Source organism: Streptomyces sp. CBMA291, from assembly GCF_014596525.1.
Taxonomy (GTDB): Bacteria; Actinomycetota; Actinomycetes; order Streptomycetales; family Streptomycetaceae; genus Streptomyces.
Genome location: NZ_MSJP01000108.1, coordinates 42,744 through 57,821, shown reverse-complemented (window position 1 = coordinate 57,821; position 15,078 = coordinate 42,744). Strand labels below are relative to the sequence as shown.

13 protein-coding genes are annotated in these 15,078 nt (G+C 71.3%); 9 read left to right on the top strand and 4 right to left on the bottom strand.

Annotation, left to right across the window (positions count from 1 at the left end; translation table 11 throughout):
• Nucleotides 1-223: 223 nt before the first annotated feature.
• Nucleotides 224-1,066: an AfsA-related hotdog domain-containing protein gene (locus tag BU197_RS26665; RefSeq protein WP_188270854.1), complete on the bottom strand. Its 843-nt coding sequence runs from the start codon at nucleotides 1,064-1,066 to the stop codon at nucleotides 224-226.
• 241 nt (nucleotides 1,067-1,307) lie between these two features.
• Here BU197_RS26665 and BU197_RS26660 point away from each other — a divergent pair, with 241 nt between their 5' ends.
• The 6 genes from BU197_RS26660 to BU197_RS26635 all read left to right on the top strand — a co-directional run bounded on the left by BU197_RS26660 (nucleotide 1,308) and on the right by BU197_RS26635 (nucleotide 8,822).
• Nucleotides 1,308-1,844 carry a flavin reductase family protein gene (locus BU197_RS26660; RefSeq protein ID WP_223183043.1) on the top strand — a complete coding sequence of 179 codons (537 nt, stop codon included), beginning with the start codon at nucleotides 1,308-1,310 and terminating at the stop codon, nucleotides 1,842-1,844.
• A 64-nt stretch (nucleotides 1,845-1,908) separates the two neighbouring features.
• Complete coding sequence (locus tag BU197_RS26655) at nucleotides 1,909-3,444, top strand: FAD/NAD(P)-binding protein (protein ID WP_188270853.1); 1,536 nt, start codon at nucleotides 1,909-1,911, stop codon at nucleotides 3,442-3,444.
• A gap of 197 nt (nucleotides 3,445-3,641) precedes the next feature.
• Nucleotides 3,642-4,463: a class II aldolase/adducin family protein gene (locus BU197_RS26650; RefSeq protein WP_188270852.1), complete on the top strand. Its 822-nt coding sequence runs from the start codon at nucleotides 3,642-3,644 to the stop codon at nucleotides 4,461-4,463.
• 78 nt (nucleotides 4,464-4,541) lie between these two features.
• Nucleotides 4,542-5,957: a class II 3-deoxy-7-phosphoheptulonate synthase gene (locus BU197_RS26645; RefSeq protein WP_188270851.1), complete on the top strand. Its 1,416-nt coding sequence runs from the start codon at nucleotides 4,542-4,544 to the stop codon at nucleotides 5,955-5,957.
• Nucleotides 5,957-7,135 carry a prephenate dehydrogenase gene (locus BU197_RS26640; protein ID WP_188270860.1) on the top strand — a complete coding sequence of 393 codons (1,179 nt, stop codon included), beginning with the start codon at nucleotides 5,957-5,959 and terminating at the stop codon, nucleotides 7,133-7,135. Before BU197_RS26645 ends, BU197_RS26640 begins: the two co-directional genes overlap by 1 nt.
• Before the next feature lie 478 nt (nucleotides 7,136-7,613).
• Nucleotides 7,614-8,822 carry an MFS transporter gene (locus BU197_RS26635; protein WP_223183042.1) on the top strand — a complete coding sequence of 403 codons (1,209 nt, stop codon included), beginning with the start codon at nucleotides 7,614-7,616 and terminating at the stop codon, nucleotides 8,820-8,822.
• A 17-nt stretch (nucleotides 8,823-8,839) separates the two neighbouring features.
• On the opposite strand, the gene BU197_RS26630 is transcribed toward BU197_RS26635, so the two are convergent.
• Nucleotides 8,840-9,241 (bottom strand): hypothetical protein, encoded by a 402-nt coding sequence (locus tag BU197_RS26630; RefSeq protein ID WP_188270849.1) that lies wholly within the window; start codon nucleotides 9,239-9,241, stop codon nucleotides 8,840-8,842.
• A gap of 104 nt (nucleotides 9,242-9,345) precedes the next feature.
• Here BU197_RS26630 and BU197_RS26625 point away from each other — a divergent pair.
• From BU197_RS26625 to BU197_RS26615, 3 genes are all read left to right on the top strand, one after another.
• A protein-coding gene (locus BU197_RS26625; RefSeq protein ID WP_411158539.1) for an IS5 family transposase occupies nucleotides 9,346-10,175 on the top strand; the annotation gives its coding sequence in 2 pieces (ribosomal slippage) (nucleotides 9,346-9,685 and nucleotides 9,685-10,175; 831 coding nt in all).
• Between the two features lie 452 nt (nucleotides 10,176-10,627).
• The gene (locus BU197_RS26620; protein WP_188270848.1) at nucleotides 10,628-10,891 is read left to right on the top strand and encodes a GlsB/YeaQ/YmgE family stress response membrane protein; all 264 of its coding nucleotides are present in this window, start codon (nucleotides 10,628-10,630) and stop codon (nucleotides 10,889-10,891) included.
• Nucleotides 10,892-10,940: 49 nt separating this feature from the next.
• Nucleotides 10,941-12,860, top strand: coding sequence for a CASTOR/POLLUX-related putative ion channel (locus tag BU197_RS26615; protein WP_317452137.1), 1,920 nt, complete (start codon nucleotides 10,941-10,943; stop codon nucleotides 12,858-12,860).
• Here BU197_RS26615 and BU197_RS26610 read toward each other — a convergent pair.
• Both BU197_RS26610 and BU197_RS26605 read right to left on the bottom strand, forming a co-directional pair.
• Nucleotides 12,830-13,195, bottom strand: coding sequence for a hypothetical protein (locus tag BU197_RS26610; protein WP_188270847.1), 366 nt, complete (start codon nucleotides 13,193-13,195; stop codon nucleotides 12,830-12,832). The genes BU197_RS26615 and BU197_RS26610 overlap by 31 nt on opposite strands.
• A 45-nt stretch (nucleotides 13,196-13,240) precedes the next feature.
• On the bottom strand, nucleotides 13,241-14,839 hold the full coding sequence (locus tag BU197_RS26605) for an LCP family protein (RefSeq protein WP_188270846.1): 1,599 nt from the start codon (nucleotides 14,837-14,839) through the stop codon (nucleotides 13,241-13,243).
• Nucleotides 14,840-15,078 lie beyond the last annotated feature (239 nt).

Genomic DNA, 15,078 nt, shown 5'->3' with positions numbered 1-15,078 from the left:
TCGACACTCACCGGCTACCACTCCGGCCTCTACGTGGTAACCGCCATCTCCATCGCCACCCTGGCCCTCACCCTCACCGCCGCACTCCGCGCCTCAACCCGACGCAAGACAGCAACACCCTCCACGTAACCGCTCCCCGAACGCCCGGCCGGCTCCCCGTCCCTCCCCTCGAACGGGAGGGAGGGGGACGCCGGTCTTCGGCGTGCCCGCGCGACCGGCCCCGTCAGCGTCCCGCGCTGGTGAGCACGGCGGTGAACACGGGCCGCCCGCCCTGGACCCCGGTGACCCGCACCGCGACACCGCCGGGCACCGGAGTGGGGACGGTGTGGGCCTCGATCCGGCAGGGCGGGTCGAACTCCGCGCGCCGGTGTACGTCGACGGTGAACGACACCGGATGGAAGGGGACCGGCGCGAGCAGGGCCCTGGCCGCCTGGTGCGCGACCTCCACCAAGGCCATGTCCGGGTAGTGGCCCGTCTCCGGGCCGAACAGGGCGGTGTCCCCGGCGCGCAGCTGCCAGCACCCGGAGAGGGGCGTGGGGGCGAGTACCACCCGTGCGGTGCCGGTCCGTCCGACGAGGTGGGATCCGACCGGCACCGCCGACGCGAACGGCGGGCCCGCGACGGGAAGCGGCCGGAGGGCGACCACGCCCAGCCGGCCCTCGCCCGCGGCGACCGTACGGTCGCCGGACCGGACCCGTATCCCGCAGGTCAAGGCGGTCGCCCGGCCGTCATCGCGCTCCACACCGGAGCAGACCGTCTCCATGCGCAATCCGGCGCCCCCGTCCGGCGCTTCGAGGAACTCAGGCCGCACCTGGTAGCGCAACCGCTCGATGACAAGGGAGTGACCGGGCGGTACGGCGAGCTCGGTACGGCACAGCAGTGCGGCGCTCCGGCGCAGGGACTCCACCATGAGCACGGGATCGCGCCCGCCACCCACGAGAGCGAAGTCCCCGGCGTCGTCGGGCCACTTCGCCCGTACGGCGAAACGGGCGCCGCCCCGCCCCTCCCGGTCGGCCGGCGCGACGCCGACGGTCCCCGAACCGTCGGTCACGGTTGTCCTCTGCATGGCTTCTCCTCACGGCGTGGAATCCCTCGGGATTCCACTCTGGATTTCCCCTTGCCGAAGAAATGTATGTCCAACGGCGCTATTGCTTCAAGAAATTGAACGACAGCGGGCTTATGCCCCCGTCACGGTCGTGGACGGACTAGTTTCCGTGCGCGCCTCTGCAAAGACGCCACCCGGCTGATCTGTAACGTCTTCGGCGGAGAGCCGGGTTTCGCTATTTTCAGAACCGGAAGGAACTTTCATGGGTGAGCTGTCATCGGCCAATCGTCCAGCGGTGGCCGTGAAAGACGACCTGCGTTCCGTCATGCGCAATTTCGCCACCGGCGTCTGTGTGGTGAGCACGTTCTCCGACGCGGAATCCGCGCGACGGCACAACGCCCTCACGATCAACTCGCTGACGTCGGTCTCGCTGGACCCGCCGCTGGTGTCGCTGAGCATCCGCCGCGATTCCGCCTTCGTGGACGACCTCATGTCCTCCCGGGTCTGGGCCCTTTCCATTCTCGACGGCGGCGGCGAGGACCTCGCGAGGATCTTCGCCCGCCCCGCAGAGGAGCGCGTGAAGGCCCTGCGCAGCCTGCCCGCGGAGCCCGGTGGTCAGACAGGGGCGCTGATCCTCGACTCGGCAGCCTGGATGGAATGCCGCTATCACGCCCATCTGGTGGCCGGTGACCATCTGCTGATCCTCGGCGAGGTCGTCGGCGCGGGCGTACGCAACTCCGGGTCGTCGCTCGTGTTCCTGCACGGGAAGTTCCACGGCGTCGACCAGAGCGCGATATGAGCGGACCGGAAGAGCTATGGACGAGGATCTCCATGTCCTCCCTGCATCGATAGGTGGCTGACACATGTCTGGAATATCGATCGCTGTGGTCGGAGGGGGCGCGTCCGCCGTCTGCCTCGTCGACGCACTGGCCCAGGCGCAGAGCCCGGCGGGCAGCATCACGGTGTTCGAGCCGTCGCCGAATCTCTGGCGCGGCCGGGCCTATCAGGTCGACATCGAGACCATCAAGGTGAATGCGCCGCCGGAGGACATGTCCGTGCGCGTGGGCGACCCGGGCCATTTCGGGCGCTGGCTGGAGACACGGGAGCGCGTCGTCGACGACTTCGACAGCGCCGACCCGTACTCCGGTACGCGATTTCCGCCGCGCACCGTCTACGGCGAGTACCTGGAGCAGTCCGCCTACGCGGCCCTCGGGGGGCTGCGCAGAAACGGCTGGCGGGTCGACCTGGTCGGCGCGGCGGTCACCTCGGCCCGGCGCACCGCCGACCAGGTCCATCTGGAGACGGCCAACGGCAGCGCCGGAGCCTTCGACTACGTCGTCCTCTGCGTGGGCGGCGACAGCCCCATGGACGCCTACGGCCTCTTCGGCGCCCCCGGGTTCATCGCGGACCCCTACCCGATGTCCCACAGCCTCCGGGAGATCGGCACCCAGGAGGACGTGGCGGTCATCGGCAGCGGCCTCACCGCCGTCGACATCATCCTCGCCCTCGCGGCCCAGGGACATCAGGGGCGCATCAGCCTGCTCTCCCGGCGGGGCGTGCTCCCCGGCGTCCGGCAGCGCCCGATCGCCTTCGAACCCCGCCACCTCACCAAGGAGCGGATGCGGGCCCTGGCCCGGAGCGGCCGTGAGCTGACCCTCGGCGAGTTCGCGCAGATGGTCTGGACCGAACTGCGCGACGCCGGGGCCGACCTCGACGCGGTCCTCGCGGAGATCACCCACCTCGACAAGGAGGCCCCGGCGGACCGGCTGCGGCGTCAGTTCGCGGCCGTGGACTCGCCCGACCCGGGACTACGGGTGCTCCAGCACGCCGTCCCCGACATCGGCCCCGACGTCTGGCCGCTGCTGCGGGAGGAAGACCGGGCGGAACTGCTCCGCGCCCACTACCGCACCGTCATGAGCCTGTGCTGCCCCATGCCGCCCGCCAGCGCGGCGACGCTGCTGCGGCTCCTCGACTCGGGCCAGTTGCGCATGCACTCCGGCCTGCGGAAGGTCGCGGAACGCTCCATCGGCGGCTTCGAGCTGATCGTCGAGGGCGCCGCGCCTCTCGGCGCCGACAAGGTCGTCAACGCGGTCAACGCCTCCAAGGGCCGTATCACCCCCGATGCCCTGCCCCTGGTGACCACCCTGACGAGGGCGGGCGCGGCGAGCCGTCACCCGCTCGGCGGGCTGCACCTCGCCCGAGCGACCAGCAGACTCCTCACCGAGGGCAGCCAGGACCCCAGGCTCTACGGACTCGGCACCATCGGCGCCGGCTCGCTCTTCTTCACCTTCGGCGTCCCCTCCCTGGTGGACCGCGCGGAGGACATCGTCGCCGCCATCCTCCAGCACGCCGACGACACCCACGCGACCCGCGCCGAGGACGTACTGCTGCCCGCCTAGGTCCCGCCCGCCTAGGTCCTGTCCGGCGATCCCGCCGGGGTCCCGAGCGGCCCCGCCCGGCCCGCCTGCCACCCGCACTACCCGCACCACCCGCACCACCCGCACGGGTCGTACCGCCTGTACGGCCAGTACCGCTCCGCCCACCGGCAATTTCCCCGCACCGCCCGCCCACGGCCGTAACGAGAGAGGAAGCCAGCATGACCACGACGACCGAGCACACCACCGAGCCCCGCGCGGAGTTCCTCGCCGACACCGCGACCGGTCTGCCGATCCCCGGGGAGCCCGTCTTCGACACCCCGGAGGAGACGCGACGGCACCGCAAGCAGCGACTGGCCGCGGCCCTGCGCCTGTTCGGCAAGTACGGATTCGGCGAGGGCATCTCCGGTCACATCTCGGTGCGCGACCCGGAGTACCCCGACCAGTTCTGGGTCAACCCCTTCGGCGTCTCCTTCAAGCACGTCAAGGTCTCCGACCTGATCTGCGTGGACGCCCAGGGCCGCGTGGTGCGGGGAAAGCACCGCGTCAACCCCAGCGCCTTCGTCATCCACTCCCAGATCCACGAACTCCACCCCGGCGCGACCGCCGCCGCGCACGGACACACCGCCCACTCCCGCGCCCTCGGCTCCCTCGGCCGCCTCCTCGACCCCATCGACCAGGAGTCGGCCGCCTTCTACGGCCGCCAGACCCTGTACGAGGCCTACGAAGGCCCGTCCGTCTCCCTGGAGCAGGGCCGCGACATCGCCGAGCGGCTCGGCGACAACCGGGCCATCCTCCTCCGCCACCACGGGCTGATCACGGTCGGCGGCTCCCTCGACGAGGCCGTCCACTGGTTCTTCACCTACGACAGCTGCGCCCAGGTCCAGCTGCTCGCGCTCGGGGCCGGCACTCCCAAGCCGTTCACCCACGAACAGGCCGTGGCGGCGGGCGAGGGCTTCGGTGACGCCCAGCTCGGCTGGTTCAGCTTCCAGCTGCTCTGGGACGAGATCGTCCGCGAGGAGCCCGACCTGCTCGACGAGTGAACCACCCGCCTGCCGGGCGAGTGAGCGGCCCGCCGCCCCCTCGCCGTACCCCCTGAGAAGGATGGAGGAACGTCCCCCATGAACGCATCGCAGGACGACCCGTCGCAGAGCTGGCGGAGCCTGCCCGCCGAGCAGCAGCCGACCTGGCCCGACCAACAGGCCCTCGACGCCGTGATCGGCGATCTCGCCGCCTCGCCGCCCCTCGTCTTCGCCGGTGAATGCGACCGACTGAGGGACCGGCTGGCCGCCGTGGCACGCGGTGAGGCGTTCCTCCTCCAGGGCGGCGACTGCGCCGAGACCTTCGACGCCGTCTCTGCCGACCAGGTCCGGGACAAGGTCAAGACCCTGCTCCAGATGGCGGCCGTGCTCACCTATGCCACCTCCGTACCGGTGATCAAGGTCGGCCGCATCGCCGGGCAGTACTCCAAGCCGCGCTCCCGGCCCACCGAGCGGCGCGACGGCGTGGAACTCCCGGTCTACCGGGGCGACGCCGTCAACGGCCTGGCGTTCACCCCGGAGAGCCGCACCCCCGACCCCGAGCGGCTCCGGCGCATGTACCACGCCTCCGCCGCCACCCTGAACATCGTCCGCGCCTTCACCACCGGCGGCTACGCCGACCTCCGCCAAGTGCACCACTGGAACCAGGACTTCGTGGCCGGATCCCCGATCGGCGAGCGGTACGAACGGCTGGCCGGGGAGATCGACCGGGCGCTCGCCTTCCTCAAGGCCTGCGGGGCGCAGCCGGGCGAGTTCGGCTCCACCGAGTTCTACTCCAGCCACGAGGCGCTGATCCTCGACTACGAGGCGGCCCTCACCCGGCGCGACTCCCGTACCGGTCAGTGGTACGACGTCTCCGGCCACCTGCTGTGGATCGGCGAACGCACCCGCCAACTGGACGGAGCGCACATCGAGTTCGCCTCCAAGGTCCGCAACCCGATCGCGGTGAAGCTCGGGCCCACCGTCGCCGCCGACGAGGCCCTGGCACTGATCGACCGCCTCGATCCCGACCGGGAGCCGGGCCGGCTGTCCTTCATCACCCGGATGGGCTCGGAGAAGGTCCGGGACGTCCTTCCCGGACTCGTGGAGAAGGTGACGGCCTCCGGCGCCCGGGTCGCCTGGATCTGCGACCCCATGCACGGCAACACCTTCACCGCGCCCAGCGGCCACAAGACCCGCCGCTTCGACGACGTACTGGACGAGGTCCGGGGCTTCTTCGAGGTCCACCGAGGCCTCGGCACCCACCCCGGCGGCATTCACATCGAGCTGGCCGGCGAGGACGTCACCGAATGCGTCGGCGGCGGAACCGAGGTCCGCTTCGACGACCTCGGACACCGTTACGAGTCCGCCTGCGACCCGCGCCTCAACCGCTACCAGTCGCTCGATCTGGCCTTCCAGGCAGCCGAGTTGTACCAGGAACGGACCGTCGACCGGGACCTCTCGCTGTCGGCCGCCCCGCTCGGGACGGGCACCGGACCGACGGGGGACTTCCGGTGATCCGTACGGCGGCGGTCGTGGGCACCGGCCTGATCGGCACCTCGGTGGCGCTCGCCCTGACCCGCAGGGGCATCCGCGTCCATCTGTTCGACGCGGATGAGTCGGCGGCCCGTACGGCGGCCGCGCTCGGCGCGGGAACCGTCGACCCGCCCGCAGGACCGGTGGACATCGCCGTCCTGGCGGTGCCGCCCGGGAGGGTCGGGGACGTGCTCGCCGAGCAGCAGGCGCGCGGGCTGGCCCGCAGCTACACCGACGTGGCCAGCGTCAAGACCGGCCCCCAGCGGGACGTGCACCGGCTCGCCGACCCCTCCTGCCACATCGGCGGCCACCCCATGGCCGGGCGCGAGCGGTCCGGGCCGCTCGCCGCGTCGGCCACCCTCTTCGAAGGCCGCTCCTGGGTGCTCACGCCCACCCCCGAGACCTCGACGGACACCTTGAACCGGGCCCTGGAGATGGTGGCCCTCTGCGAGGCGGTGCCGGTGGTCATGGAGAGCGAGGCGCACGACCGGGCGGTCGCCCTCGTCTCGCACACCCCGCACCTCGTCGCCTCCCTGATGGCGGCGCGCCTGGAGCGCATCCCCGACGACGCCTCACGCCTCGCCGGTCAGGGGCTGCGGGACGTCACCCGGATCGCGGGAAGCGACCCCCGGCTGTGGAGCGACATCCTGGACGCCAACGCCACGCCCGTCGCGGACGTCCTGGAGGCGCTCGCCGCCGACCTCGTCACGACCGTGGCGGCGCTGCGGGCGGTGGCGGGCGGGGACGCCGCGGCGCGCGCGGAAGGGACCGTACGCGTCGCCGACCTGCTCGGCCGGGGCAGGAAGGGCCATGGGCGCCTGCCCGGCAAGCACGGACAGAAACCGTCCCGCCTCACCGCGGTGCATGTGCTCATCGGGGACCAGACGGGCGAACTGGCCCGGCTCCTGGCCGGGGTGGCGGACCTGGACGTCAATGTCGAGGAGGTGTCCATCGACCACTCCCCGGCCGAGCGCAGCGGACTGGTGGAACTGGTCGTGGACGACTCCGTCGCCGTCCGCATGGCACGGCGCCTCACGGAGGACGGCTGGGCGGTGCAACGCCCCGAGCCCCGCGCCGGAACCCCGTCCGGGGGACCCGCGCCCTCGCCGGAGGCCGGATCGGACCGGTCGAGGGTGCCGATGGCGGCCGGCGCGGCCTGATCGCGCGGTGCCCGGCGGGACACCCCGCGTAAACGGGAAGGCCGCCTCTCCGCCCGGGACGAGCCCCGGTGGGGAGGCGGTATTCCACGGGTACGCGCGGGTGCGGGGCAGGGCGTACGGGCCACGCCCGTCCTCCCCCGGGACCGCCCGTCCTCCCCCGGGACCGCCCGTCCTCCCCCGGGACCGCCCGTCCTCTCCGGGACCGCCCGTACGGGACGCGGCCCCCGTAGCGGGCCCGACGGCGGTGATGTCAGGGGTGTGAACAAGGGGGGGAGAGCGGCGGATGGGGCCGTAGGGTCGGGGGCAGAGGCGATGGCTCGCGCTCCCGCGCCCCCCGGCCGAGGCCCACGCCCTCCGGCCGCGCCCCCTGGCCACCCGTCAGTCCGTACCGCCCTGATTCCCGTCGGCCCAAGCGGTGGCGCAGAAAGCACGCCTGTCGATGACTCGTACGAATACACCCGTCATATCCGCCCCCGGCATGCCGCATCTGCTCCTGCTGGTCCTCTGCTGCCTCTCGGGCTTCGCGCTCCTGCTGCCGCTCTCCCCGCAGTGGGCCGTCCACGGAGGCGCCGACGAGTTCGGCGCCGGACTCGTCACCGCCACCTTGATGGCCGCCACCGTGCTGGCCCAGCTCCTCGTCAAGACGGCCCTGGACAGGCTCGGATGGGCCCGCACCCTCGCCCTGGGCGCCTTGCTGCTCGGCCTTCCCGCGCCGGTGCAGGCCCTCGACGACAGCCTCTGGACGATTCTGCTCACCACCGCCCTGCGCGGGCTCGGCTTCGGCATCATCACCGTCTGCGGGTCCACCGCCGCCGCGACCCTCGCCCCGCCCGGACGCCGGGGAGCGGCCGTCGGCCTGTACGGTCTCGCCCTCACCCTGCCCCAAGTGGTACTGACCCCGGCCGCCCCCGCCCTGGCCTCGGCCCTCGCCCTCCCCGCGATCCTCGCCTGCGGTGTACTGCCCGTTCTCGGCCTGCCGTTCGCCCGAGGTCTCGGCCGGGCGGTCGACGCCCGTACCACCGCCTCCGCGACGGAACACGCGGTCGAGGGAGCCGCCCCCGCAACCACCGTGCTCCGCCGCATCCTGCTGCCCCTGCTCACCCTGCTCCTGGTCACGGCCGCCGGAGGCGCCGTCCTGACCTTCGCCCCTCAGCTCCTCGACCGGCCGGCCCTTGCCGCGCTCGCGCTGTTCCTCTTCACCGCCACCGGTGCGGGCGCCCGCTGGGGCGCCGGCGTCCTGGCGGACCGCCTCCCGCTCCGCCCGCTGACCTGCGCCCTTCTGGTCACCGCCGCCACCGGGCTCGCGCTCGTCGCCCTGGCCGTCCGTTCCGACCGGCCCCTTCTCGTCCTGCTCCTGGCCGGTCTCGTGCTTCTGGGGGCGGGGTACGGAGGGCTCCAGAGCCTCACCTTCGTCCAGTCCTTCGACCGCGCCGGAGCCGAGAACCGGCACACCACCTCCGTCGCCTGGAACATCGGCTACGACTCCGGAACCGGAATCGGGTCCCTGCTCCTCGGCCTCGCCGCCCACGTCGCGACCTTCTCGGCAGGATTCGTCCTGCTGTCCGGCGCCATGACACTCGTCGCGGTCGTGGTGCTCGCGCTGGGAGGCCGGCCGCGAGCCGCTCCCGTGGCCGGTGAGACGGACGCGGCCGAGCACGGCCCGCGCCCGTCGTTCTCCGACCACTAGAAGGCCGGACCGGAGTCTCAGTCCGGGTACTTGCTGGGGAACCAGCCGGTCCATGTGCCGCCGCTGTAACGGTGGTTGGTCCACAGGCCGTTGTCGCTGCCGTAGACGTTCACGTTGAAGGACCAGGGGTCGCTGGTGTCGTAGTCGTAGACGTACGCGGGGCTGGTGGCGTAGCCGCCCATGGAGGACCAGTTGGTCCACTTCCCGCCGAGCGTCCAGCGGGACCACACCGCGTGGTCGGTGCCGATGATGAACTCCTGCTTGGAACCGTCCGGCAGGGTCGTCGAGGTGAATCCGTACTCGCAGATGTACAGGCCACCACCACGAGAGCAGTAGTCCGCGGCCTGGGCCGGCTGTGTGGCGAGGCCCAGACAGGCGGCGGCGGTGACCGCGAGCGCCATGATCTTCTTCGGGTTCATGCGTACCAGGCTAGGAAGCCCCGCTGTCGTGCCGCTATCGCCCGGCTAAGGGGTCCTAGGGGGTGTCTTCAAAATGATCACGGTTGGTGGATCATGGGGTCGTGATACGTCGTCATGAACTGTCTGATGCCGAGTGGGAGTTCGTCCGGCCGCTGTTGCCCGAGTCGTCGCGGGGACGCAAGCGGCTGGATGACCGCCGGGTCCTGAATGGAATCGTTTGGAAGTTCCGGACTGGGACGGCCTGGCGGGACGTGCCCGAGCGTTATGGTCCGTGGGCCACGCTCCACACCCGTTTCCGCAGGTGGGCTGCGGACGGCACGTTCGACCGGATGCTGCGGGCCGCTCAGGCGAAGGCGGACGCGGCAGGCGACATTGAGTGGCTGGTGTCGGTCGACTCCACGGTCGTCCGTGCCCACCAGCACGCGGCCGGAGCCAGAAAAGGGGGCTCCGCGACCCGGCCCTCGGCCGGTCCAGAGGCGGGCTGACCAGCAAGATCCATCTGGCCTGCGACGGGCGGGGCCGTCCGCTCGGCTTCGTTGTCACGGGCGGCAACACCAACGACTGCACCCGGTTCACCGCCGTGATGGAAGCGATCAGGGTGCCCCGGATCGGACCGGGACGGCCCCGCGTCCGGCCCGATCACGTCCTGGGCGACAAGGGCTACAGCTCGAAGGCGATCCGCGCCTGGCTCCGCCGGCGGAGCATCGCCCACACGATTCCCGAACGGGCCGACCAGGCCCGCAACCGGGCCCGGCGAGGCAGCCACGGAGGCCGCCCGCCGGCCTTCGACCGCGAGACCTACAAACACCGCAACGTCGTCGAACGCTGCTTCAACAGACTGAAGCAGTGGCGCGGCATTGCCACCCGGTACGACAAGACCGCCGAGTCCTACGAAGCCGCCGTCGCACTCGCCTCACTCCTGATGTGGGCGTGACATTTGACGACAGAACCTAAGGGGCTCTAAAGGGCTTGGTGGGAAGGGGAGTCGGGGATGCGGAAGCGCCCCGTGGTCGTGTGGTCTCGGTGGCGCCGCCTGCCCGCCTGCCCGCCTGCCCGCCTGCCCGCCTGCCCGCCCGCCCGCGCCCACCCTTCCGCTGCCCGCTGCGTACGTCATCGGCCTTGACGGCGCCGTCCATTGAGCGTTCATCGAAACGGACTGCACCGCCCGCGCGGAACCGGCCGACATCCTGGCCGCTGTCGACTTCCTGCCCTGACCGGGCTGTTCGGCCGCTTGCATCCGGCTCCGCTCGCGGGGAACGATCGCTCGCGCCTCCGTGTTCTACAGTGGTGTAGAAGAGTCGACGGCTCGGCCGATTCCGTACCGAAGGGATTCATCGGGACAAGTCGGCGTATCCAAGGGCCGGTTCGGGAAAGAGAGGAAACGGGATGGAGATCTCCGGCATCATCAGTGCGGTCGTGATCGGCATCGTCATCGGGTCGCTGGGACGGCTGGTCATGCCCGGACGGCAGCGGATCGGTGTGCTGTGGACGATCGCGGTCGGCATCGTCGCCGCCGTCATCGGCACCGCCGTCGCCTCGGCGCTGGGCGTGGCCGACACCAAGGGCATCGACTGGATCGAATGGCTGATCCAGATCGGCCTCGCCGTGGTGGGCATCACGGCGCTCGAACGGTTCAAGGCCCGCGGCTGACGGACAGGCGCGGTCACACGGGGAAGTACGGGGACGGGGGAGTCTTTCGGTGCGGGGGAACAGGCTGAGGGCGCGGTTCAGGTACTGGTTCGACGGCACGATGGACCGGGGGACCCCAGCCCTGATCAGCTGGCTGGCGCTGGCCTCGATCCTGCTCATAGTGGCGGTCTCGACCCTGGTCTCCCTCCTCACGGACAGCGACGCCGAGGAGAACGGCGGCTGGTCGGGCGTGGCCTGGATGAGCCTGCTGCGCACCCTCGACCCGGGCACCATGGGAGGGGACACCGGAGGACCGGTGTTCCTCGCCCTGATGCTGACGGTCACCATCGGCGGCATCTTCATCGTCAGCGCCCTCATCGGTGTCCTGACCACCGGCCTCAACCAGAAGATCCAGGAACTGCGCAAGGGCCGCTCGCGACTGGTGGAGCGCGGCCACACCATCGTGCTCGGCTGGTCCGACCAGGTCTTCACGGTGATCGCGGAACTCGTCGAGGCCAACCAGAGCGAACGCCGCTCCTGCGTGGTCGTCCTCGCCGACCGCGACAAGGTCACCATGGAGGACGCGATCCGGGCCAGGATCCCCGACATGGGCCGCACCCGGGTGATCTGCCGATCCGGCAGCCCGCTGGTCCGCGCCGATCTGGAACTCGTCAGCCCGGACACCGCGAAGTCGGTCATGGTCCTGCCGCCGGTCGGCGACGACAAGGACGTGGACGTCATCAAGGTCCTGCTGCTCCTGAACAGCCGCACCTGGCAGGGCCCCCGGCCCCATGTCGTGGCCGCCGTGCACGACTCGGACAACCTCGCCGCCGCCCGCCTCGCCGCCGGGGAGGGCGCCCTGGTGATCGACGCCGAGGACATCGCCGTACGCCTCATGGCCCAGGCCCACCGGCAGACCGGTCTCTCCGGCGTCTTCGACGAACTGCTGAGCTTCGTCGGCAACGAGTTCTACTTCCGCGAGGAGACCTCCCTCGTCGGCACCACCTACGGAGAGGCGCTCCACGCCTTCGAGGTCGGCGCGACGGCCGGACTGCGCCGAAGCGACGGCCGGATCCAGGTCAACCCGGCCATGGACACGGTCATCGGCCCCGGCGACCAGTTGCTCGTGATCGCCGAGGACGATCTGTTGATACGACCGGCCAAGGCCCGGCCCCGGATCGTCGAGGCGGCCATCACCTCGGCGCCCGCCCGGCCGCCCCGGCGCGACCACACCCTGCTCATCGGCGAGAACTCCCGCACGGCCAAACTCGTCGCCCTGCTCGACAGCTTCGTCCAGCCCGGCTCGACCCTCGACATCGCGGCGCCCCGGCGGCCGGACACCGCCCTGGACCAGCCGGTCTCCCATCTCACCGTGGGCTTCAAGCACTGCGAGCCGACGCGGCGGTCCTCCCTCGAAGGCCTCGGCCTGGGCGGCTACCAGCACATCGTCGTCCTCTCGGACGAGACCGTCGCCCCCGGTCCGGCCGACGACCGGACCCTTGTGACCCTGCTCCATCTGAGGGACATCGAGGAACGCCTGGGCGACCCCTATTCGATCGTCACCGAGATGAACGACGACGCCAACCGCGAGGTCGCCCAGGTCACCAAGGCCGACGACTTCATCGTCAGCACCAAGGTGATCAGCCTGCTGCTCACCCAGCTCACGGAGAACCACGACCTGTACGACGTGTTCGCCGACCTCTTCGACCCGGAGGGCTCGGAGATCTACCTCAAGCCCGCACCCCACTACATCGTCCCCGGCGTCGAAGCCACCTTCGCCACCGTCGTCGAAGCGGCCCGCCGCGCGGGCGAGACGGCCATCGGCTACCGGCTCGCCCGGCACGGCGAGGAGCCGCCCGGCTACGGCATCCACCTCAATCCGCCGAGGACCGCCCCACTGACCCTCGGCCCCGATGACGCCGTCGTCGTGCTCGCCGAGGGGGAGACCACGGCGCGCGGTCAGGCGCGGTCCGTCAGATCCTCCGCGTAGATCTGCGAGAGGGGCTGCGGGCCCACGTACCGCTGACAGTTGCACTGGCCCGCCTCGTAGCGGACGGGCTTCTTGTTCTCGTCCCAGGCCGAGGGGACCTCGACCCGCTCGTGGCAGAGGCCCTGCTTGTCGTGCTTGGCCAGATGGTGGGTGCACCCGCAGATCGGCTCCGGGGTGCGGTGGGAGGCTTCGAGGGCCAGCCGCTCCTGCTTGGCCGCCTCAAGGATTTCCAGCTTGCGCTCGTGGCGGTGGCGCAGCGCGGTGCGGCCGTTGTCGACCGCCCAGGCGAAGCCACCGGTCCAGAACAGGATGAGTACCACCCAGAGCCAGGTCATTCGTCGTCCTTCCTCCCGGTTCCGAAGGCCAGGATAGGGCTCGATTCATCCATAGGAGAGGTTGGAGCAGGGGTCGTCGTCGGCGGAGCGGGTGTCTTCGGCGGGCACCGTCGCGGGTGCGCCGGAAGGGGCCGCCGAGGGGGTGTCCGCGTAGGACCGTCCGAGGATCACACTGATTCCCGGGGCGGGGACCTGGCGGGCTTCGGCGTCGGTGAAGAACCGGGCGAGGGCCGCTGCCTGGTCCCGCTGGGCGGGGCCGTACTCGATCACGGTGCCCGAGTAGTCCTGGGTGGCGGCGGTGGCCGTGCCGGTGACGGTGAATCCGGCGGTCCGCAGGCTCTCCGCCGCCCGCGCGGCAAGCCCCCTGGTCCGGGTGCCGTTGTAGACGGCGACGGCGATGCCCGCACCGGAGACCGGCGAGGGGGTGGCCTCGACGGTGGACGGTGGGGCGGCGGCCCTTCCGGCCCCGCCGCCTCCGCCAGTACCGCCGCCTCGGCCTGTACCGCCGCCTCCGCCAGTACCCCTGACTCCGCCAGTAACGGCGGCCCCACCGGCTCCGCCGGCCCCGTCACCTTCGGCTGTTCCGGCGTCGAGTGGGCGGTCGGCCTTCAGTGCCGCCCACAGGGCATCCGCCTCGGGTTCGACGATCGCGACCCGGGCGCCCTGGTAGCGCCAGGGGATCGTGACGAACTTCGTGTTGTGCAGGTCGACGTCCTTCAGGGACATCGCGAACGAGATCAGCTTCTCGGCGGAGCCGAGCCCGGGGTCCACGGTCAGTGAATCGGTCGCCGCGTTCGCGAGCGGCAGCAGCCTGGTCGGGGTGAACCCCTCGCTCTTGACCTTCTTGAGCAGACTGGCCACGAACGCCTGCTGCCGCTTGATGCGGCCGATGTCGGAGCCGTCGCCGATGCCATGGCGCAGCCGTACGTAGTCCAGGGCCCGCTGCCCCGACACGGTCTGCTCGCCCCGGGGGAAGAGCAGATCGCCCCGGGTCGCCCGCTTCGGGTTGAGGTCCTTCTGGTAGACGTCGCCGGGCAGACACACCCGTACCCCGTCGACGACGTCCGTGAGGGCGGCGAAGCCCTTGAAGTCGACGACGACGGTGTGGTCGACGCGGAGCCCGGTCAGCCGCTCCACGGTGTTCTGGGTGCACGCCGGGTTTCCCTCGACGGTCTGGCCGACGGTGAACGCCGAGTTGAACATGGCCCCTTCGCGCGGTGGAGTCCAGGAACCGTCGGGGAGCCGGCAGGCCGGGATGTCCACGAGGGTGTCCCGGGGGAAGGACACGGCGACGGCGTGCCGCTGATCCCCGTACACATGCAACAGGAAGGCGGTGTCCGAACGGCCGATGCCGTTCGCGTCCCCGCCGCCGAGGTCGCTGTTGCCGCCGGTCCTCGCGTCCGAGCCGATGACCAGGACGTTCTGCCCGTCGGCGGAGGCGGCGGGCCGGTCGTCGGAGAGACCGTCCGCACCGAAGGTGGCGATGCCGCCGCCCAGTTCGAGATAGATCCAGCCCGCTCCCGCGCCCGCCAGCACGACGAGCGCGAGCGTCGTCGTGAGCAGCCGCCCGCCCCCGCGCCGTGTCCTGCGGCCGCCCGGCGCCGTGGTCCGGTGCGCGCGCTTGCCGTGGTTTCCGCCTGCCATCTTCGTGTCCTCGTTCGTCCCAGCCCGTAAGGAGGAGACGGCAGGCCCCTCTCCACGGTTGCACTCACGGCGACGGGGTGCTCACGCACGGCAGTGCGACCCCGGTCCGCGCCGCAGGTGCCCCTGTCCAGGGCTTCTACAGTGCTGTAGATTCAGGGGGGTTGCCGCAGCGGGGACCGGTAGGTCCCGGCGCACGGCTCCGGCATCTCCGACCAGGCAGACACCTGCCGTCCGTCACC

Excerpts from the sequence above, each read along its gene's own strand:
- BU197_RS26645 (WP_188270851.1), top strand. The coding sequence starts at position 4,542 with ATGAACGCATCGCAGGACGACCCGTCGCAGAGCTGGCGGAGCCTGCCC.
- BU197_RS26620 (WP_188270848.1), top strand. The coding sequence starts at position 10,628 with ATGGAGATCTCCGGCATCATCAGTGCGGTCGTGATCGGCATCGTCATC.
- BU197_RS26610 (WP_188270847.1), bottom strand. The coding sequence starts at position 13,195 with ATGACCTGGCTCTGGGTGGTACTCATCCTGTTCTGGACCGGTGGCTTC.
- BU197_RS26665 (WP_188270854.1), bottom strand. The coding sequence starts at position 1,066 with ATGCAGAGGACAACCGTGACCGACGGTTCGGGGACCGTCGGCGTCGCG.
- BU197_RS26655 (WP_188270853.1), top strand. The coding sequence starts at position 1,909 with ATGTCTGGAATATCGATCGCTGTGGTCGGAGGGGGCGCGTCCGCCGTC.
- BU197_RS26635 (WP_223183042.1), top strand. The coding sequence starts at position 7,614 with ATGCCGCATCTGCTCCTGCTGGTCCTCTGCTGCCTCTCGGGCTTCGCG.
- BU197_RS26630 (WP_188270849.1), bottom strand. The coding sequence starts at position 9,241 with ATGAACCCGAAGAAGATCATGGCGCTCGCGGTCACCGCCGCCGCCTGT.
- BU197_RS26650 (WP_188270852.1), top strand. The coding sequence starts at position 3,642 with ATGACCACGACGACCGAGCACACCACCGAGCCCCGCGCGGAGTTCCTC.
- BU197_RS26605 (WP_188270846.1), bottom strand. The coding sequence starts at position 14,839 with ATGGCAGGCGGAAACCACGGCAAGCGCGCGCACCGGACCACGGCGCCG.
- BU197_RS26660 (WP_223183043.1), top strand. The coding sequence starts at position 1,308 with ATGGGTGAGCTGTCATCGGCCAATCGTCCAGCGGTGGCCGTGAAAGAC.